The following is an 18,921-nucleotide window of genomic DNA, read 5'->3' as shown; positions in this document are numbered from 1 at the left end:
TCGCCGTTCGCGGGGGGCGCTTCACCGGAAGACGGGAGGCAGCGGAGCCTTGGATGGTGCCCGCAGCATCAAGCCTTTACCACTCGACTCCGGTGGAGACGCAGAATTCATTCTGCTCGGGGTCCGACATTCTGACCCATCGGGTTTCCCCGAAGCTCTGCACGCCTTCGTCGATGCGATGAGCGCCGAGTCCCTGCAGCCGGTGGATCTCGGCTTCGATGTCGTCGACCACAATGTCGAGGTGCATGCGGTTCTTGCCGGCTTTGGGTTCGGGTACGCCCTGAAGAAGGAGCGGTGAAGCGACCCCTTCTTTGGGAACGAGCACAGCCAAATTCGCATCCGTGTAGTAGTCGTGATAGCCGAGCGCCTCGCGCCAGAACTTCACGAGCCTCTTCGGCTCTGCACAGTCGAGCACGAGCTCCACGCTTGCCTTGTGTCCCATCGCGTGCCTCCAGGTCGGAAATGCCACTCGGCGAGCGACGATAAGGATACGGAGCCAGCTAGCGAGGGGCAGCGTCGTTCTCGTGGCTGTGATCGCCAGGTGATCGGGCGCTGCCGCTTGTAGTGAGGAGGTCGGGTGTCCTTGCACGCCTGGGTGGAGAAGTGCCACCTCGGCACGCTGCACTCCAGGATCGGGCAGCGGTGCTACCCGGTGAATCTGGGTGTGATCAGTGCCGGTCCGCCATTGTTGGTGCGGGTCGCAGGCGACGCACCGGAGGACGTACGAATTCGCGTGCTAATTCGAGCGTGTCGGACGAGCTCGGTCGGCGAGCAGGCGCGCTGGGGTGAGCCCGCTCAGGGCGCGCACCTCGCGGGTCAAGTGCGACTGATCGGCGTAGCCGGCATCGGCTGAAGCCGCAGCGAGCTCACCCCGATGGCCTGCGAGGTCAAGGAAGCGTTGCATACGCATCACACGTTGCAGCACCTTTGGAGTCAGCCCAACGTTGGCCACCATGTCGCGTTGCAGTTGTCGCGGCGAGATGCCGAGCTGTCGGGCGGCGCCTTCCACCGATTCCGATTGGAGCAGCTCGATGGCCGCGGCGGTACGCCGGTCGGGTGTGATTGAGCGGATCCACGCGTCTACGGCGTGGCTGTCTCGCAGGCGTCGTGCATCCCGCGGCCCCATCACATCCTCGGCGGGCACGGTGACGTTGCGCAGCTCGGATGCTTCGAGACGAAAGGCGGACGCGATGGCCTCGGGTCGCAACCTGATGCCACGGATCAAGGTCCCACGCGGCAGCACCGGCAACGCCACATGGTCGTAGACGCCAACCAGCTCCACTGCACCCGATCCGAAGAGGAGCACATCGGCGTGACCATCTGGCAGCACGCGCTGTACCCGGTCGGCGTGAACGCGCTGCTCCCAGCAACAAGCCACCACCTCGCGCCACGCCTCCGGCGGAGCCCACTCCCAGTAGATGTCCGATTCGTTCAAGACCACTCCAGCCTCGCGCAGGATCATTCGATCATGGAACAGCCCGCGAGCATCTCGACCGTCCGAGTCGAGGACCTCTGCGGCGACCTGCTCCTGCGTGGATGGCCTGGCCTGGCACCCGTCTTTGGGTGGCCAGCGATGGTCACCGCCGATATCACAAGATAAACCCGCGAAACAAGAGCACCCGGAGGTGGAAGCCGATGGATGTCCAGTTCATAGCCAGCGTTGCCCCGATCGTGCGAGACACTGACGCGGCTCGCTTGTTCTACCGGGACGCCTTGGGTCTGTCGTTTGAGGGCCAAGAGGGCGACTACGTATTTACCCACCAGCTGGAAGGGGCGAAGCACTTCGGGCTGTGGCCCCTCTCGGAGGCGGCTGGCGCCTGTTTCGGCCGCAGCGAATGGCCCGCCGACATCGCGGTCCCGCAGGCCAGCATCGAGTTCGAGGTCGCTGACGTCGCGGCCGCCGCCGCCGAGCTCACCTCCAAGGGCTACCGGCTCATCCACGAGGCCCGCACGGAGCCATGGGCTCAAGTCACCGCTCGGCTGTTGAGCCCGGAGGGCCTGCTGGTCGCCGTCTGCTACACCCCGTCGTTGCACGACCGACCGGACAGCTGAACCTTCGTCCCCGATCGCGGGATCATCCGACAAACCGGGTGCTCTGTCTTACGCGGTGAAACGCAACGGCGTGGTCGAAGACCTCAGTTTGCGACGAATGCGGCCGCGCCCCACACGTGCCGAACGTTCCGCCCTCCCTTGCAGGGCGAGAATTTCGTACCCGGTACATCGCTGGGAGCGACGTCTGCCACACATGGGGTGGCTAAACGACGTGATCGTCGACGCTGATGGTCATTGGCACGTCCATCCTCAGATGTCCTTCCACTTCCAACGCACCTCGGCCTATGGGAGCGTCATCCGAGTGCGGCGGCGCGATCGCGGAGCGCGGCGCGGTCGGCCTTGCCCGCGGCGAGCAGCGGCAAGTGGGTGACCTGCACCAGCCGTTCGGGTGTCTTGTAGCGGGCGACGCCGCGCTGCTCGAACCAACGCCGGCAGTCATCGAGGTCGAAGGGCTGGCTCGCCACCACAAAGACGCACACCAGCTCACCGAGCCGCCCATCGGGCTTGCCGACCGCGACGGCGTGGCGCACGTCCGGATGCGCCTCGAGGATGGCCTCGACCTCGCGCGCAGCGATGTTCTCACCGCCGCGGATGATCACGTCCTTGATGCGTCCCACGATCGTGAGCCAGCCCGCCGCGTCGACGGTGCCGAGATCCCCGCTTCGGAGCCAGCCGCCGGCCACGGAAGCGCGGGTCTGCTGGACGTCGGCGTAGCCCGCGAAGAGCTCGGGACCGCGCAGCCAGACCTCACCGACATCGTTCGGTGCTTGCTCGCGTCCCGTCACCGGATCGGCGATCCGGAGCTGCGCCGCGCCAGTGGATCGCCCGTCGGTGTCACGGCCTCGCCCGGCGGGGTCTCCGGCGTGGGTGGTCGTCACGGTCGGCGCCTCGGTCGACCCGTACGATCGCTTGACAAAGGCACCCAGTCGCGCGCTTGCGTCATCGATGAACGCGGGTGAAACGCCGGCGGTGCCGCTCGACACGAGACGAAGGCTCTCCACGCGCTCAGTGGTGAAGCGAGGGGCGTCGAGTAGGGATACGAACAGAGTGCTCGGGCCGATCATGAAGGTGATGCGGTCGTGCTCGATGAGCTTGAGCCCCTGCTCCGGGTCCCACCTCGTCATGAACCGCGCAGACATTGGCACGGCTCCGGGGACCAGCACCCCGTTCAACAGACCCGAGATGTGGGCCATCGGTGCCGGCATGAGCACCGCGTCGGCGCGTGTGAGCCCGTGCACCGCGGCCATCGTTCTCGCCTTGTAGGAGAGGGCGCGGTGGGTGTGCAGTACAGCCTTGGGTTCACCCGTCGAGCCGGAGGTGAACAGGGCGACGGCGAGGTCCGACGGCCGCGCGGCCGAGACCCGAACCGAGTCGCTTCCGGCCGCGAACGCGGAGACCCGTGCCGTGACCTCGTCGAGGGGCAGCCAGAGCCGTGGCGTCAGCACCCCGAGCATCCGATCGACGTCGGACGAACCGGCTTGGTGGTGCAGCGGCGCGGCGACTGCGCCCAGACGCCAGCAGGCGCGGTAGAGGAGCACGACCTCGGAGCGGTTCGGCGCCTGCCACGCGACCACGTCACCCCGTCGGACCCCCTCGGTCCGTAACCCGCCCGCGACCGCCGCCACCTGGTCTTCGAGCGCGGCTCCCCCGAGCGCTGCGTCGGTCGTGTCGTCACCGACGAGCGGCCCGGAAGCGCCGGCCGCTGCGGTCGTCAGCAGCGCGTCAAGCGACGGGACGTCCCACGGCGCACCGGGAGCGCGGTACGCACGAGCGTCGGGGTGCCGGTAGGTCGCTCGGAGGTGGCGTGTCATCGGCGCAAGCGCGCGGCCGTCAGCTCCGGGGGAGCCCGAGGATCCGCTCGGAGATGATGTTGCGCTGGATCTCGGAGGTGCCGCCGGCGATCGAGGCCGCCTTGCTCCACAGCCACTGCCGCTGCCACCGGCCGCCAGCGGAAAGCCCGTCCGCACCGTGCCACAGCGGCGACGCCTCGCCGGTGAGCTCGAGACCGGCCTCGGAGAGGTGCTGGGTCATGTCGGTCCAGGCGAGCTTCACCCACGACGACTCCGCGCCGGGCTGCTCGCCCCGGGCGAGCCGCGACAGCGTGCGCCAGTTGTGCAGCCGAAGCACGCGCAGTTCGACAAAAGCCTGGGTGAGAGCATCGGTGGTTGCGACGTCGTCCAGCATGCCTCTCCGGTCGGCGAGCGAGTACAGCTCGTCGAGGTACACCTCGTGGACGACCTGCTCCTTGAACGGGAACGCCGTGCCGCGCTCGTGCGCGAGGGTCGTGTTGGCGACCGCCCAACCCTGGTTCAGCGCGCCGACGAGGTGATCGGCGGGGACGAACACCTCGTCGAGGAAGATCTCGTTGAACTCCGCTTCGCCCGTGATTGAGGTGAGCGGCCGAATCTCGAGGCCGTCGGCGTGCATGTCGACGATGAGGTAAGAGAGGCCCCGGTGTTTCGGCAGATCCGGATCGGTCCGCGCCAGGCAGATCCCCCAGCGGGCGAACTGCGCGTAGCTCGTCCACACCATCTGGCCCGACAGGAGCCAGCCTCCCTCGACGGGCACGGCACGGGTGGACAGCCCCGCGAGGTCGGAACCGGCCCCGGGCTCGCTGAAGAGCTGGCACCAGATCTCGCGCGCGTCGAGGATCGGTGGCAGCCAGCGACGCTTCTGCTCGTCGGTGCCGTGGGCGAGCAGCGTTGGACCGGCCAGGTTGATCCCGTTGCGGTTCACGGGCTGGAGCGCCCGTGAGCGGGCGTACTCCATGTTGAAGACGGCGACCTGGACCGGCGACGCGCTCCGGCCGCCGAACTCCACCGGCCAGTGGATCGCGACCCAGCGGTCACGCGCGAGCTTCGCCTGCCACGCGCGACCCCACTCGATCTCCTCGCCGAGCGACGCGAACGGCGGCGGGAGTTCGAGGTTGGCGTCGAGCCACGAGCGGATCTCAGCCGCGAAGGCCCGCTCCTCGGGAGAGAGGCTCAGGTCCATGGAGACGGGCGGTTGAGGAAACGCAGGTCAGGCGGTGGCGTCACGGCGGAGGCGCCGCGCTCGCGTGGCCTCCGGGTCGACGGCAAGGGTGAGGTCCTCGAGCGACCCGGTGAGCACGACGCCGTAGTCGCGTTCGGCGGCCTCGACGCTGACGTACTCGTCGAGCACGTCGTCGAGCACTGCGTGCGGGTCACGCGCCAGCGGGTCCCCCCAACCGCCGCCACCGCCGTAGTCGTACATCACCCGCTGCCCGGCCCCGATCGGGACCCAGTCGGCAGTGTGCTGCACGCGATACGGATCGTCGGAGCCGTAGCGGATGACCAGCTCATTGGGTGCCCCTGGCTTCCCCCCACAGATCCCCGACATGGGGTACTTCATGCCGACGACGTAGGTGTAGACCTTCGCGTCGACGAGCACCTCTTTCTCGTAGTGGCTACCGCAGAGGCCCCGCCACTGGCCGGGCCCCCCGGAGTCGATCCGGTAATCGCGCGACCACTGGATGTGCGGGTAGAGGCACTCGTTGATCTCCGCGGTTGCCTTCCACAGGTTCCCGAACGCAGCGGCCTGCGCGCCCCAGGCGTCCATGCCCTTGGCCGCGTTGCACCAGCCCGCGTACACCTCGGCCGAGTGGTCGGTGAACGTCTCACCGCTTCGCGGGTCGACGCCAACGATGATCGTGGGTATCCCCGTCTTGTACACCTGCGGGACGGCCTTGTCCGGCAGCACTTCCTCCAATGCGAGCGCAATCACCTCACCGACATCGGCCCCCGGGTGATGGGTTCCCGCGCTCACCGGCTTGCCCGGTGTCGGGTTGAGTACGCATCCCTGGGGCACGACGAGCTTGATCTGGTCGAAGAAGCCTTCGTTCTTCGGGATTTCGGGGTCCATCATGGCGGCGATTTGCCCCACGGTGTAGCCGCGTGTGTTCCCAAACGTCGACCATGCCTGGAGGTCCTGGCGGGTGTCGGAGCCGGTGAAGTCAATGGTGAGGTTCGCGCCGTCGACGGTGATCTGGACGTGCAGGTGCACGTCGGGGTTGCCGAGCGGATCGTGGTCGACGTAGGCGTCCGCCTGGTAGATGCCATCCGGCCAGCTGGCGACCTCCTCCCGGAAGCGCCTCGCGGCGTAGTCGATCATGAAGTCGACCGATTCCTCGACGATCTTGCTGCCGTAACGCTCGATGACATCGCTGAGTCGCTGCGCGGCGAGTTGCGCCGCCCCGATCTGGGCGCGCAGGTCACCGATATAGTCCGGAGCGCGGTTGTTGGTCTGGAGCGCGTACAGCACATCCCGGCGCACGACGCCACGGTCGACGACCTTCACGGCTGGCCAGCGCACGCCCTCACCCCAGATGTCGGTCGCGGTCACGTTGTAACCGCCCGGAACGGCGCCACCCGTGTCTCCGTGGTGGCACTGGATGCTGGCGATCAGCACCATGCGCCGTCCCCCGTTGCCGTCGTCGGCGAAGATCGGCGCGAACGCGTTGTAGTCGGGCAGGTGGCCACCACCGTGGTACGGGTCGTTCGCCACGAACACGTCGCCCTCGTGGAACTCGTCGCCGAAGAACTCGAGTGCAAACCGCACCGGCAGGGTCGACGTGAGCATGAACTGCGGGATCCCGACCGACAACGCCGCCAGGCGCCCCTGGGCGTCGAGGATCGTCGCGTTCCGCTCGTTGCTCTGGTTCATCATGGGGCTCGTCGCGGTGCGGGACACGTACTCCGCCATCTCGAAGCAGATCGTCTCCATCGCGCCGCGGACGACCTCGGCGGTGACGGGGTCGACGGTGGGCTGCTCGTTCAGGCGGCCCCGGCTTCCGGCGAGGCGGACCATGTCGACGTACGTCATCGTTCCCCCTGGAGCGGCGCGGTGGTCCCCGAGGCGACCGATCCGAGACTAACACTCGTGTCACCCAAGGGTAGCGTGGATACTGGAAGTGGAGGGCGCTGAGGACGAGGGGGCGGCGTGAGCATCCGGCTCTCGAGAGAAGAGGCCTGGGACGAGCTCGCGGGCGCGCACACCGGGATCTTCACCAGCCTGAAGGCCGACGGGACGCCGATCACACTGCCGATGTGGTTCGTGACCTTCGACGCGCGCATCTACTTCAGCGCGCCGGCCCGTACGAAGAAGATCACGCGCCTGCGCCGAAACCCACGCTGCTCCTTCCTCGTCGAGTCAGGGACGTACTGGCGCGAGCTCAAAGCAGTCCTCGTGACAGGAAGCGCGCGCGAGGTGACCGACGAAGACACGAAGCGCCGGGTACGTGAAGCCCTCGATGCCAAGTACGACCGGTACCGAACCAAGCATTCGAACATGCCTGAGAAGACCCGATCCGCCTACGACTCACCGGGGCGCGTGACGTTCGAGGTCGTGCCCGACGACCGCATCCTCACGTGGGACAACGCGAGAGTCGAGCTGTCATGAGCGACGAGGCGATCGACACGGTCAGGATCGGCGATGCCGACGGCATCCGTACGATCACGATCGACCGGCCCGAGGTCCGCAACGCGATGTCCCTCGTGATGCGCGAACGGATCAGGGACGGATTCACCAGCGCGAGCGACGACGACGCCATCGACATCGTCGTCATCACGGGCGCCGACCCCAGCTTCTCCGCCGGCGTGGACCTCAAGGAGATCCAGTCGCCGAGCGGGCCTCCGAAGCGCGTGAACCCTGCGGTGGCAGTGCGCGATTGCGTGAAGCCAACGATCGCGGCCGTGAACGGCGTGTGCATCACGGGGGGGCTCGAGATCGCGCTCGCCTGCGACATCATTGTCGCCTCCGACCAGGCCCGGTTCGCCGACACGCACGCCAAGGCTGGACTCATGCCCGGCTGGGGCATGAGCGCCGCGCTCCCCACGGCCGTCGGACGCCGCAAGGCGGTCGAGCTGTCGTTGACCGGCACCTTCATCGACGCCGACGAGGCCTCACGCATCGGACTCGTCAACCACCTCGTACCGCACGACGACTTGTTAGCGCGGACGTACGAGCTCGCACAGACCATCCGGGTGCACGACCAGGCAGTCGTACGACGTCAGGCCGCCCTCTACCGCCGCGCCAACGGCCTCACCTTCGAGGATGCCCTCGCACTCGAACGCCAGGCAGCCGACGAGTGGCGGGACGCGCGCGACGACTGACTTCGAGTCGCGGGTGGATGTCCGGCTCTGAGTAGCGTGGCTGCCGGATGAGACAACCTTCCGAGGACCGGGCGGACACGATCATCGGCGTGGTCCTGGATCTGCTGGAATCCGACGGGTACGACGCGGTCCAGGTGCGCGCCGTGGCCAGTCGGGCGCGGGTTTCGCTCGCCACCATCTACAAGCTGTTCGGGACGCGCGACCAACTCATCGTCGCGGCGATGGAGCGATGGATGGACGCCAATGCCTATTCGGGGCTCACGATGCCCGAGCCCGACGAGACGCCGTACGAGACGATGGTGCGCGTCCTCCGCACGGTGTTCGAGCCGTGGAAACGACACCCGCGCATGTTGGAGGCCTACCACCGGGCGATGACGAGCGCGAGTGGCGACCGATTGGTGGCCCACGGCTTGGCGATCGTCAAGCCGATCATGGAGGCAGCACTGCCCGAGGCGAACCCGGAGTACCTGCAAGATGTGGAGCTGATCCACGGGCACGTTGTTCGAGCAGTGATCGCGCGGTTCGCAGACGGTGAGATCGCCTTCGTCGATGTCCTGCCGATCCTCGAGCGGACGCTGTTCCGCCTCACGACGAACAACGAGCTCGCAGCGAATCGGTTGACGCCCGCAGTCGACGGCTGACAGTATCGTCGATACGGTATCCGTGATACCGCGACACCGCGACACCGCGGCGCCGCGGAGCGGCGGCGCGTTGGAGCCAGGGGGCGAGCGGTCATGTCAATGCCTCGCAGTGTCGGTCGTTGGGTCACGTTGGTCGCCGCGCTCGCCGTAACCGTGCCGGTCGTCGCGTCCTCGGCACCAGTCGGCGCGTCGCCGACGTCAGGGGCGGCGGGGTCGCCGACCGAAGTCAACGTCAGCAACGACCCGGCGCATCGCTACGGCGAGCCCGAGATCGCGATCGACCCGAAGAACCCGAACCACCTCGTCTACGCGGTCCTGACGATGGGGACGACCTACGCATGCCAGCGAGCGAACCGTCCCGCATGTCAGGGGGTGAACACGGCCTACGCGCCCCAGCCGCGGGGTCTCATCGACGATGTCCCGGCCTTCTCTCAGGTGCGGGTCTACGTGTCGCTCGACCGGGGCAAGACATGGCGTCGGTCCGCCGACGTTCCCGCCTTCCCGCCGGGCCACACGGACCTGGTCGAGCGGGGCGACCCGCTCATCACCGCCGGCCCCGATGGAACCTTCTACCTCGCGTGGGACGACATCCACTTCGCCAACCTGCCCACCACCATCATCCGCGACGCTGGCATCGCGGTGAGCAAGTCGACCGATGGCGGCCGGACCTGGAGCAAGCCGGTGCTGACTGGCACACCGGTCGATCGACCGTTCTTCGCCGCCGACCTCTCGACCGGCATGATCTACGAGACGAGCACGGGAGCGCTCGGAGCGAACTCGAAGGCCGATCAGAACCTCCCGCCCTCGCCGATCGGGGGTCCCGGGAACGACCGGTGGCTCGTCGCGTCGCGCGACGGCCGGCACTGGTCGGATCCGAAGCCCTTCGGCGGCGTTGCCGCGTTCCCGCCGGGGACCTTCGTCTCCGCCGCCCGCGGCGTCTTCGCGACTGCGTTCGCGACGACGAACGCCGGCCTGTGCGGTGGCAGGGCGTCGTGCACCGTTTTCCAGACGACGACCGATGCGGCCGCGACATGGTCACGCCATGTGCTCCCGGTTGCGGCCGGATCCACCAGTGCGCCGCTGGTGGCGGCCGATCCCTCGACGTCGGGGCATTTCGCCGTCGCCGGGCTGAACCCCACGGGGACGCAGTTCGTCGTGTACCAGACGCGTGACGCCGGAACGACGTGGACCGGGCCGACCATCGTCGCCGAGGATGCGACCAAGACCCACTTCCATCCGTGGCTCACCTACTCACCGACAGGCGTCCTGGGTCTCATGTGGCAGACGAACGTGACGCGCGGACCCACCGCGTCAGGCGGCTTGCCCGCGGTACCGCCCCGAGAGGCGGCAGGCGAGGTCGCCGACCAAGCGGCGGGGCCACCGTCTCCCTACAACGTGTGGGCGGCAACATCCGATGACGGAGGCGCGACCTTCAACGCGCCACTGCAGATCAGCAAGGCCGAATCGCCGGCGCCGCAGGAGTTCCTCCCCTTCGGGGTCGGGGACGACTTCTCGTTCTTGAGCCTCAGTGGCAGCTACGCGTTCATTGCCTGGGCCGACTACCGGCCCGGCGACCGGAGCGCGTTCTTTAGCGCCGTCAAACTGTCGACGTTCAAGGCGAACGCAACGTCCCGCTGAGTCCAACCGAGGAGGATCTCTAGCCGCCCGGTACCGGGCTGACACGCTCATACGGTGAGCCGTGGCCCAACGCGCCGCGTCCGTCGTCTCCTGGAGTCCGGCGCCATTCCCCCCGTAACTGTTGGTGGCAGGGATCACGAAGCCGACCTTTCCGGCCCATCCCTACATCGGCGTCGAGGACATCGAACTCGCCCGCCCCCATCTCGAGGGCTGGGCGGACGAGCGCGCTCAGCTCCGAGGGGAATTCGGCGTCGACACTTCCCGACGCTGGTGGCGACCACGGGGCGTGCTCTCAGCTCTTCGCCGCCTCGGACTTCGGCAAACGCGGCTCGCCCACGACGTGGCGCGGAAGCGCGAGGAGATGCACTGAGACGACGGATGGCGCCGGGCCCGTGCACGTCGTGCCACATTCGTGCCACAACGACCCAGGATCAGGCATCACCAGGCATGATCAGATGTCACCACGCAGACTGCTGACTTGCGGTTTTTGACGGATCGACCCTGATCCCAGACTTGGCAGGACCGACTTGCCAAGGTGAGGGGCGCGGGTTCGAGTCCCGTCGTCCGCTCGAGCGTTTCCCCAGCTCAGGCGGCCTCTTTCTGGGGTCGGGTGCTCGTATCCACGGTGCGATCGCCGGCGGAGGAGACGGATCGGACGCACGAGCTTCCTCGTAGGTGCCGTCCAGGGCCTGGAGGAGTGCCCCGTCGTGGCCCCGAAGAGGTGTCCGCAGCGGTCCGAGCGTGAGTTGGATCGTGGAGTGCCCGAGGGCCGACCTGGGGCCGTCAAGCCGCTCGCCGGGCTGTTCGAGTCAGTTGCACCGCGTAGCGCCGCTCGACGAGTCCCCCCTCCGACACCGTTTGAGCCAACCGGGTCGGGGCCGAGGCGAGTCTCGTCGCGCTCACGGGTTGTAGACCGGTTTGGCGTGCAAGGCCACCGCCCCCCTAGGCGGTCACTGCCGCCCACAGACCTCTTAGGGCAAGGCTCATCGTGTCGGGGCTAACGCTGCCCGGGTCTAGGCGCAGTTGACTGGCGAAGCCGTCCACGGCGGCGATGACCATGCTGGCGAAGGTGAGGTGGTCAACTGTGAGCTCCACGCCGTGTCGACGGCAGTACTGCTCCACCAGGGAGGCCGCGAGCTGGCGGACGGCGGCATTGTTCTCGGCGAGCCGTCTTCGATGGACTGGATTGTCCGCGGCAGCCAGTTCGAACTCTGCCGCCGCGCGGTCCAGCGGCGCGGAGAGCCGCTTGGAGAACCAGGCGTACAGCGCCGGAAGGATCTCGCCCTCTTTGTCGATGATGGGGTCGAGGATGCCGGCAAGGTCGGCGAAGTCCCGCTCCCGCTCGGACTCGATGGCCGCCAGGAGCAACTCGGCCTTGTCGACGAAGTTGGCGTAGAAGGCCCCTCGCGAGTATCCGGCCTCCTCCACGATCTCCTCGATCGTGGCGGCGTAGTAGCCGTGGCGGGCGAAGACCGTGACCGCCGCTTCCACCAGCCGGCGCCGGGTTTCGGCCTGAGACTCGGCCCGCGTGAGACGTCGTCGGCGACGCGTCTGCTTGACATTCACAATATATCTGAGTTTAGTGTGTATCTCTGTGGCCGCCTGGGGGATCGTGGAGGCGGTCGTACTCAGCGGCGACCGAGGGTCCGCCGGTGATCGACGCCCGAGGACTGACCAAGCGAACCCGGAACACGGTCGTGGTGTGAGGCGTCGACCTTCACCTCCTTCGACCAGGCTTGGTTCGTCCACGCCGCTGCCTAAGCGGGCTGTCGCCGCCGCGGCCGTCGCCGTGCTCGTCTGCTTGCTCAGCGGTTGGGCCCGCACCTCCTCGCCGGAAACGGCAGCGCGCAGCCCCTCGGCCGGAGCGGTCGTCGTCTCGCACGTCACCTACGAACGGGGGTCGCGCCGGATTGACACGACGCTCTTCCGCGCGTCGGGACTTCACCGCAAGCTGCCGCTGATCGTCTACGCACCGGGATACGGGCAGACACCGGGGCTCGAGGAGGAGGCGCCCCTCCTTCGACGGTGGGCGGCGGCCGGGTACGAGGTAGCCGGAGTGCTGTTCCCCTTCACCCGAACAGACGCGCCGGGAGGCTCCAACCTGGCCGACTACATCAACCAACCAGCCGACGTGAGCTTCGTCATCACCCAGCTCGTAACCGGCCCGCTGTCCGGCGGCATCGACCCGTCGCGCATCGGCGTCGCCGGCCACTCGCTGGGCGCGGTCACGGTCCTCGGACTGGTCGGCAACACCTGCTGCCGGGATCGGCGGATCAAGGCCGCGGTGGCCATGTCCACCGAACCGCTCGGGTTCCAAGGGGGTTCGGTCGACTACCGGGGCGCGCCGCCGCTGCTCCTGATCCACGGGGATGCCGACCAGATGGCCCCGTACCCGGTGAGCGTCGAGGCGTTCAACCAGGCTTTCCCACCAAAGGGGCTCCTCACCATACGGCACGGCAACCACGCGTCCACCGTCGACATCCACGGTCCGGTGGCCACGACGACGATCGTGTTCTTCGACCACTACCTCGCGGGGCGCCACACTGCGGTCCAAGGCGCGTCTCTCCAGTTCCGCTCGGCCGGGCCGAACGTGACGCTCCCGACGCCGACCACGCCGGCGCGGTCGCTGCACGCCACCGTCGCTCCTGCGACAGGGCTAGTCGACGGGCAGACGGTCACCGTGACCTGGGACGGCTTCGAGTCCGGCATTGTCGTCAACGTCGTGGAGTGTGCCCGCAGCCAGTCGACCGGCTCCGCGGAGAACTGCGACCTGCAGTCCGGCCGCTTGCTTCAGCCCGACCCGGGCGGATTCGGCTCGCTTCCGCTGCGCGTCCACACCGGCGCGGTTGGAACGGCTGGCGGCACCTGCGAGCCCGGCCTGCCCACGTGCCTGGTAGTGGTCAATCAGGGCGGCTCGACCGACCCGTCGGCGTCCGTGTTGATCCCGATCAGCTTCAAATGAGGTGCCTTGCCGCGCACGAACGGCCGATCTGGACAGGCGGCGTGATACAGACCATCGGCAAAGAAGTCGATCCAGCCTCTTTCGGGTACGGCTCTAGCCCACGCGAATAACTGCGCCAAGTCGACTTGCCCTGACGACAGGCCCTGCCGGAGCAGCGAGGTGTCAGCTCACCGGTGAGGCAAGTCTGCTCGACGAGTTCAGCGTTCGAAAGATGTCCTGCTGCCCACCCTTCTTCGCGAAGTCGCCTTTCCGAGGCGCGGCGTGCTGACCGAGGGCGAGGAGGACTGTGTCGCCTCTGAACGGGGGAAGGTTCGTGCTGCCATCCATAGAGCGGCGTCGCTTGGCTCGGGCGAGCCTCAGAGTTCAAGCGGCCAGCGGTACCTCGCGGATGAGCCGGGGGCGTGGGGTCAAGCCGCGAGTCGCCCCTCCGACACACATCGAGCTTCGGTAGATAAGTGCCGATCCCGCTCCCGCGCTCAGCGTCGTCGCCCCACCGAGCATCGGCTCACCCACGACATCGACGTCGGGGTGGCCAGTGCCTCGGCAGAGGCGTGTCGCACTACCCGGGCCCTCCGCACGACCGCGCTCGCCGGCTACGGCACCGTCGAGCGCCACTTCGCCGACTCCATGGCGGTCGACGATCGTATGGGCGTCCCGTTCTGGTCGGCTCAGCGGATCGGCCTGGCCCGCATGCTCGGAGTGCGTGGCGCGGGCGCCAATCACTTGCGGGCGGCCGAGCTCGCTCGGGAGGCGCAGCAGACCGCCGCCGACCACGGCTTCACGGAGCTCGAGCGGCAGGCGACGGAGCTCGCTGACGCCGCGATCTGACCACGCGCGCGCGAGCTTCGAGCGGGGCACCCGCCCGTCACGTGTGAGGGCACTGTCACCGTCACCCAATCGGCTGGCGCCCAGGGCCTATTTCGACGCCGATGCTCACATCCTCAGTCGGGGAGCGGGCGTACGCTCCGCGCCGTGCCCGACGCCGCCTCGGTCATCGAAGGCCACGTTGCACGCGTCTTGTACGAGTTCGTACGACCCGCTGTCCACGGTCCGTCGGCCGGGCTCGACGACATCGTGGCGCACCACGTCGCCGGGGAGCCGATCCCGGTGGCCGAGGCGATGCGCGCCGACTACTCGCCGTTCGCGGTCGGCGATGCCTGGGGCCCCCGCTGGGGAACGACCTGGTTTCGGCTCCGGGGGCGGGTGCCGAAGGGCTGGGCCGGGCACGAGGTCGTCCTGCGATTCGAGGTGGGCGGCGCGGGCGAGACCGGCTTCGGCGCCGAGGCCCTGGTGTGGCAGGACCGCCGCCCCCTGCAGGGGCTGTCACCGAACCACACGGAAGTGCCGATCACGACCGCGGCGGCTGGCGGGGAGTCGATGGAGCTCTACGTCGAGGCGGCGGCGAACCCCCGTCCGCCGTTCGGCGCGCCAACGTGGCCTGACCTGCTCCCCGATCCGGGCGGTGCGGCCCAGTTCACGCTCGCCCGAGCCGAGCTGGCTGTCGTCGATCCGGACCTCCGCACCTTCTGGCACGACGCCCGCATCGTCTTCGAGACACTCGCGTCGTTGCCTCGCAACGATCCGGTCCGCCGGCGGTATCGCGACGCCCTTGAGGCGGCGTGTCGCGTCCTCGACCTCGACGACGTCCGCGGCACGTTTCGCGCCGCCGGGCAGGTCCTGGCCGCAGCGTGGGAGGAGCCCGCCGAACGAGTCGTGCGGCATCGGGTGAGTGCGGTCGGGCACGCACACCTCGATACCGCATGGCTGTGGCCGTTGCGGGAGACGGTACGGAAGTGCGCCCGGACGTTCAGCACCGCGGTCCGCTTGATGGGCGAGTACCCGGAGTATCGGTTCGCGTGCTCGCAGGCGGTGCACCTGCAGTGGATGAAGGACGAATACCCGGATCTGTGGATCGCCGTCCGGGAGCAGGTGGCGGCGGGTCGGTTCGTCCCGACCGGTTGCATGTGGGTCGAGCCGGACTGCAATCTCCCGTCCGGCGAATCCCTGGTCCGTCAAGTCATCTACGGCAAGCGCTTCTATCTGGACGAGTTCGGGATCGAGGCCCGGGGAGCGTGGCTCCCGGACACGTTCGGCTTCACGCCGGCGCTTCCCCAGATACTCCGGCGCGCGGGCGTCGACTGGTTCTTCACGCAGAAGCTCTCCTGGAACCAGTACAACGAGATGCCACACCACAGCTTCGTGTGGGAGGGCATCGACGGGTCGCGGGTCTTCACCCACTTCCCGCCGACGAACACGTACGCGGGCAACGCCACGCCGAACGAGCTCATCGAGGGCGTCCGCCGGTTCAAGGACGCGGACCTCACGCGTCGGTCGTTGTACCCGTTCGGTCACGGTGACGGTGGGGGCGGCCCGACGGCCGAGATGCTCGAATCGCTCCGCCGACTTCGCGGCCTCGACGGACTGCCGGATATCGAGCTCGAGGGACCGGAGCAGTTCTTCGCCGCTGCCGCCGCCGAACCGGTGGACTGGCCAGTCTGGAGCGGTGAGCTCTATCTCGAGCTACACCGCGGCACCTACACGACGCACGCCGACGTCAAGCGCGACAACCGGCGGGCCGAAGGGTCGCTCCACGACGCGGAGCTCTGGGCGACGATCGTCTCCGGCGGCGAGGACGAGTACCCCGCCGCAGGGCTCGAGTCGGCGTGGAAGACGCTGCTGGTCCAGCAGTTCCACGACATCATCCCGGGATCGGGCATCCGCTGGGTGTACGAGGACGCCAACCGCCACCACGCCGCGGTCCTCGAGACGACCGAGCGGATCACTCGTGGCGCCCTTGACCGCCTGGCCGGCGAGGTGGATACCAGCGGCCGTCGCCGACCCATCGTCGTGTTCAACGCTGCGTCCCACGATCGGGTCGGGCTCGTGGCGCTTGACGTCGCCGCTGACGAGGCTCCCACCCTCGTCGTGCGCGGTGCCGACGGGGACGGCAGTCCGCTCCAGGTCGCGCCCGACGGCTCGGTGCTCGCCCAGGTGTGGGCGCCCGCCTGTGGCTACGCCGTCTACGACGTCACCAGCCGATCCCACGTTGCTCGCTCCGGCCTCCACGTCGACGCCGGGCGTCTCGAGAACGAGCGTCTACGGGTCGTCGTTGACAGCGATGGGCTCCTCAGCTCCATCTACGACAAGACGGCTGACCGCGAGGTCGTCGCCCCCGGCCGGTCCGCCAACCTCCTCCAGCTCCACCCCGATTACCCCAACTTCTTCGACGCCTGGGACATCGACCGCTTCGCGTTCGACCAAGTGACCGACCTCACGACGCTCGACGACCTTGCCGTCCTCGAACGCGGCCCACTCCGCGTCAGCCTCCGCCTCCGTCGCAGCTTCGGGCAGTCCAGCATCACCCAACGGATCACGCTCACCCGCGACTCGCCAGTCCTCGAATTCGAGACCGACGTCGACTGGCGCGAATCGCACAAGCTCTTGAAGGTCGCGTTCCCCGTCGCCGTCGAGACACCCACGGCCACCTACGAGATCCAGTTCGGGCACCTGACCCGCCCGACCCGTCCGAGCACGAGCTGGGAGCTCGCGAAGTTCGAAGCGTGGGGCCATCAATGGGTAGACCTGTCGGACGAGAACTACGGCGTCGCGCTGCTCAACGACTCCAAGTACGGCTACGACGTACTGGACAACGTGCTCCGTCTGTCCCTACTGCGCGCACCCACCTGGCCGGATCCCATGGCCGATCGCGGCGCGCACCATTTCACGTATGCGGTCGTTCCGCACCGCGGTGATCTCCGGGCTGGGGCCGTCGTTGAACACGCCCGCGACCTGAACGGCTCGCTGCGGGCAGTTCCCGCACGATCGCATCCTGGCCGGCGTCCGAGCGCGGCATCGCTCGTGACCGTCGGTCAGCCCGGTGTGCTGATCGAAGCGGTGAAGGCGGCCGACCGCGCACCTGGCGTCGTGGTTCGGCTCGCCGAGGTGTGGGGGCGACAGACCCGTGTCCAACTCCGCCTCTGGGACGTTATTGAGCGCGCGCACCGAGCTGACCTCCTCGAGCGAGACCTCGAGCGGCTCCCGGTCCACGAGGGCACCGTCCCACTCACGATTGAGCCATTCGAGCTCACGACTGTGCGGCTCGAGTTGGCCGGGGCGCGGTGAAACCGATCGCGTCGAAAGTGATGCGCCGGGTCGGCTGGGCTATCAGGTGAACCCGATCGTCAGACCACGCGCGACCTCCAGCGCCTGGTCTTGGATTCGGTCCGTCGGAGCGAGCGCCTAGCCGGTCTCGCAAGGCAGATCGCAACCGTTCCTGATGCCGCCGAGGCCCGTCCACGGCTGCACGCGTCGCGAGCGGCCCCGATCACCCTGCCAAGAGGAGCTTCCCGGGTTCGGGTCGCCTCGCCGGCTCGAGGAGGTTCCCCCTGGCTGGGGCGCGCCTCGTCTAGCGTTTTTCAGGGCCGCTATGCGGCGGCCGCGAGGGCGGGAGGCTCGGAGATGAGTGCAGCGACGACGGCGAGCATCCGATCGAGCCGGGTCGGGACGTGGATGGGCATCGTCTTCGTGACCCTTTTCTCGGTGGGCTTCTCGGTGTTCTCGACTCCGAGCGACAACAAGAACACCGCCAAGTGGCAGCACTGGTGGTCCGACAGTGGTCATCGCGCCGGCGCGGTCGCCGGCGCGTACCTCATGGTCCTCGGTCTGATCGCGTTCCTGTGGTTCCTCTCGAGCCTCCGGGACCGACTGGAGGGCGGCGGGCTCGTGGTGATCTTCGGCTCGGTGTTCGTTGCCCTCGGCCTGGTCTCGACGTTGGTGCGAGCAGCGATTCCCGGCGGGAAGGTGTTCGGCGACACGCCCATCCCTTCCTCCCCTGACCTGGCCCGTCAGTTCGACAACGTCGGCTTTGCCCTCTTGCTCGTGGCGGGTGCACTCGCGGCCGGCGGGTTCGTCGTCGCCACGTCGTACCTCGCCCGTCGGAGCGGCCTGCTGCCCGGGTGGCTGACGATCGCCGGGTTCGTGGTTGGGGTGCTCCAGCTGGCGGCGGGCTTGTTCTTCCCGTTCCTTCTCCTGCTGATCTGGGTGCTGGTCACGTGCATCGTGCTGCTCTCTCGACTTCGGATGGCTGCGAGAGCTCCCGCCGCGACGAGCGGCGGCTGAACGAACGGGTCGGGACGGCTCTCCGAGCGTCCCGGACCTAGGTGTCGCGCGCTCCCGGGAGCTGGTCGCGGACGGGGTAGTCGGTCACGATGACGCGGCAGGCCCCGACGGCCATGGCCGAATGCGGGGTGTTCGGCGGCACGACTGCGGCACTGCCTGGGCCGAGCCTTCGCTCCTGGCCGCCGACGACGAGCATCACCTCGCCTTCGATCACGTTCCAGACTTCTTCTTGGGTGTGATCGTGCTCGTGGAGGGCAGCGGCGTCCGCGGCGATGTCCCAAAGTGCGAAGGTCATGTTCGCGGAGTGGAAGAACCGCCCGGACCACCCGTGGAGCGGCGCGCCGTGGAGCATCTCGTTGGCCTCGATGAACGGCATTCG

General features: G+C 68.1%; 16 protein-coding genes. 9 read left to right on the top strand and 7 right to left on the bottom strand.

What is annotated here, in order from left to right; genetic code table 11:
* Positions 1-76: 76 nt before the first annotated feature.
* The gene (locus tag VG869_09635) at positions 77-424 is read right to left on the bottom strand and encodes a VOC family protein (protein ID HEV3451455.1); all 348 of its coding nucleotides are present in this window, start codon (positions 422-424) and stop codon (positions 77-79) included.
* 312 nt (positions 425-736) lie between these two features.
* The gene (locus VG869_09630; protein ID HEV3451454.1) at positions 737-1,462 is read right to left on the bottom strand and encodes a helix-turn-helix domain-containing protein; all 726 of its coding nucleotides are present in this window, start codon (positions 1,460-1,462) and stop codon (positions 737-739) included.
* A 173-nt stretch (positions 1,463-1,635) separates the two neighbouring features.
* On the opposite strand from VG869_09630, the gene VG869_09625 reads away from it, so the two are divergent.
* Entirely contained in the window at positions 1,636-2,052 is a 417-nt protein-coding gene (locus VG869_09625) for a VOC family protein (protein HEV3451453.1), read from the top strand.
* A 293-nt stretch (positions 2,053-2,345) separates the two neighbouring features.
* Here VG869_09625 and VG869_09620 read toward each other — a convergent pair whose 3' ends face one another.
* From VG869_09620 to VG869_09610, 3 genes are read right to left on the bottom strand one after another with little or no spacing between them, the layout of a single operon-like run.
* Positions 2,346-3,863: an AMP-binding protein gene (locus tag VG869_09620; protein ID HEV3451452.1), complete on the bottom strand. Its 1,518-nt coding sequence runs from the start codon at positions 3,861-3,863 to the stop codon at positions 2,346-2,348.
* 19 nt (positions 3,864-3,882) lie between these two features.
* On the bottom strand, positions 3,883-5,046 hold the full coding sequence (locus VG869_09615) for an acyl-CoA dehydrogenase family protein (protein ID HEV3451451.1): 1,164 nt from the start codon (positions 5,044-5,046) through the stop codon (positions 3,883-3,885).
* 27 nt (positions 5,047-5,073) lie between these two features.
* On the bottom strand, positions 5,074-6,894 hold the full coding sequence (locus tag VG869_09610) for a hydantoinase B/oxoprolinase family protein (protein ID HEV3451450.1): 1,821 nt from the start codon (positions 6,892-6,894) through the stop codon (positions 5,074-5,076).
* Between the two features lie 117 nt (positions 6,895-7,011).
* Here VG869_09610 and VG869_09605 point away from each other — a divergent pair, with 117 nt between their 5' ends.
* The 4 genes from VG869_09605 to VG869_09590 all read left to right on the top strand — a co-directional run bounded on the left by VG869_09605 (position 7,012) and on the right by VG869_09590 (position 10,462).
* Positions 7,012-7,470, top strand: a complete 459-nt coding sequence (locus VG869_09605; protein ID HEV3451449.1) for a pyridoxamine 5'-phosphate oxidase family protein — start codon at positions 7,012-7,014, stop codon at positions 7,468-7,470.
* Entirely contained in the window at positions 7,467-8,183 is a 717-nt protein-coding gene (locus VG869_09600) for an enoyl-CoA hydratase (protein HEV3451448.1), read from the top strand. The genes VG869_09605 and VG869_09600 overlap by 4 nt, the downstream gene beginning before the upstream one ends.
* A 47-nt stretch (positions 8,184-8,230) precedes the next feature.
* A complete protein-coding gene (locus VG869_09595) occupies positions 8,231-8,824 on the top strand; it encodes a TetR family transcriptional regulator (GenBank protein ID HEV3451447.1) in 594 nt (197 codons plus the stop codon).
* Between the two features lie 153 nt (positions 8,825-8,977).
* Positions 8,978-10,462 carry a sialidase family protein gene (locus tag VG869_09590; protein ID HEV3451446.1) on the top strand — a complete coding sequence of 495 codons (1,485 nt, stop codon included), beginning with the start codon at positions 8,978-8,980 and terminating at the stop codon, positions 10,460-10,462.
* 942 nt (positions 10,463-11,404) lie between these two features.
* On the opposite strand, the gene VG869_09585 is transcribed toward VG869_09590, so the two are convergent.
* Positions 11,405-12,028 carry a helix-turn-helix domain-containing protein gene (locus tag VG869_09585; protein HEV3451445.1) on the bottom strand — a complete coding sequence of 208 codons (624 nt, stop codon included), beginning with the start codon at positions 12,026-12,028 and terminating at the stop codon, positions 11,405-11,407.
* Positions 12,029-12,251: 223 nt separating this feature from the next.
* Between VG869_09585 and VG869_09580 the strand changes: the two genes are divergently transcribed.
* The 4 genes from VG869_09580 (at position 12,252) to VG869_09565 (ending at position 18,542) form a co-directional block, all read left to right on the top strand.
* Positions 12,252-13,424: a neocarzinostatin apoprotein domain-containing protein gene (locus VG869_09580; GenBank protein ID HEV3451444.1), complete on the top strand. Its 1,173-nt coding sequence runs from the start codon at positions 12,252-12,254 to the stop codon at positions 13,422-13,424.
* A gap of 528 nt (positions 13,425-13,952) precedes the next feature.
* Positions 13,953-14,252 (top strand): hypothetical protein, encoded by a 300-nt coding sequence (locus VG869_09575; GenBank protein ID HEV3451443.1) that lies wholly within the window; start codon positions 13,953-13,955, stop codon positions 14,250-14,252.
* Positions 14,253-14,396: 144 nt separating this feature from the next.
* Positions 14,397-17,546: an alpha-mannosidase gene (locus VG869_09570; GenBank protein ID HEV3451442.1), complete on the top strand. Its 3,150-nt coding sequence runs from the start codon at positions 14,397-14,399 to the stop codon at positions 17,544-17,546.
* 336 nt (positions 17,547-17,882) lie between these two features.
* On the top strand, positions 17,883-18,542 hold the full coding sequence (locus tag VG869_09565) for a hypothetical protein (protein HEV3451441.1): 660 nt from the start codon (positions 17,883-17,885) through the stop codon (positions 18,540-18,542).
* Positions 18,543-18,579: 37 nt separating this feature from the next.
* On the opposite strand, the gene VG869_09560 is transcribed toward VG869_09565, so the two are convergent.
* Complete coding sequence (locus VG869_09560; GenBank protein HEV3451440.1) at positions 18,580-18,918, bottom strand: cupin domain-containing protein; 339 nt, start codon at positions 18,916-18,918, stop codon at positions 18,580-18,582.
* Positions 18,919-18,921 lie beyond the last annotated feature (3 nt).

The sequence above is a fragment of the Acidimicrobiia bacterium genome, from assembly GCA_035948415.1.
Lineage (GTDB): Bacteria > Actinomycetota > Acidimicrobiia > IMCC26256 > PALSA-555 > PALSA-555.
Note: the sequence above shows the minus strand (reverse complement) of the source record. Positions and strands in the feature narration are given on the sequence as shown.

Bases quoted from the DNA above. Each gene is read 5' to 3' on its own strand.
- VG869_09630 (HEV3451454.1), bottom strand. From the start codon at position 1,462: ATGATCCTGCGCGAGGCTGGAGTGGTCTTGAACGAATCGGACATCTAC.
- VG869_09600 (HEV3451448.1), top strand. From the start codon at position 7,467: ATGAGCGACGAGGCGATCGACACGGTCAGGATCGGCGATGCCGACGGC.
- VG869_09560 (HEV3451440.1), bottom strand. From the start codon at position 18,918: ATGCCGTTCATCGAGGCCAACGAGATGCTCCACGGCGCGCCGCTCCAC.
- VG869_09610 (HEV3451450.1), bottom strand. From the start codon at position 6,894: ATGACGTACGTCGACATGGTCCGCCTCGCCGGAAGCCGGGGCCGCCTG.
- VG869_09565 (HEV3451441.1), top strand. From the start codon at position 17,883: ATGAGTGCAGCGACGACGGCGAGCATCCGATCGAGCCGGGTCGGGACG.
- VG869_09625 (HEV3451453.1), top strand. From the start codon at position 1,636: ATGGATGTCCAGTTCATAGCCAGCGTTGCCCCGATCGTGCGAGACACT.
- VG869_09595 (HEV3451447.1), top strand. From the start codon at position 8,231: ATGAGACAACCTTCCGAGGACCGGGCGGACACGATCATCGGCGTGGTC.
- VG869_09620 (HEV3451452.1), bottom strand. From the start codon at position 3,863: ATGACACGCCACCTCCGAGCGACCTACCGGCACCCCGACGCTCGTGCG.
- VG869_09615 (HEV3451451.1), bottom strand. From the start codon at position 5,046: ATGGACCTGAGCCTCTCTCCCGAGGAGCGGGCCTTCGCGGCTGAGATC.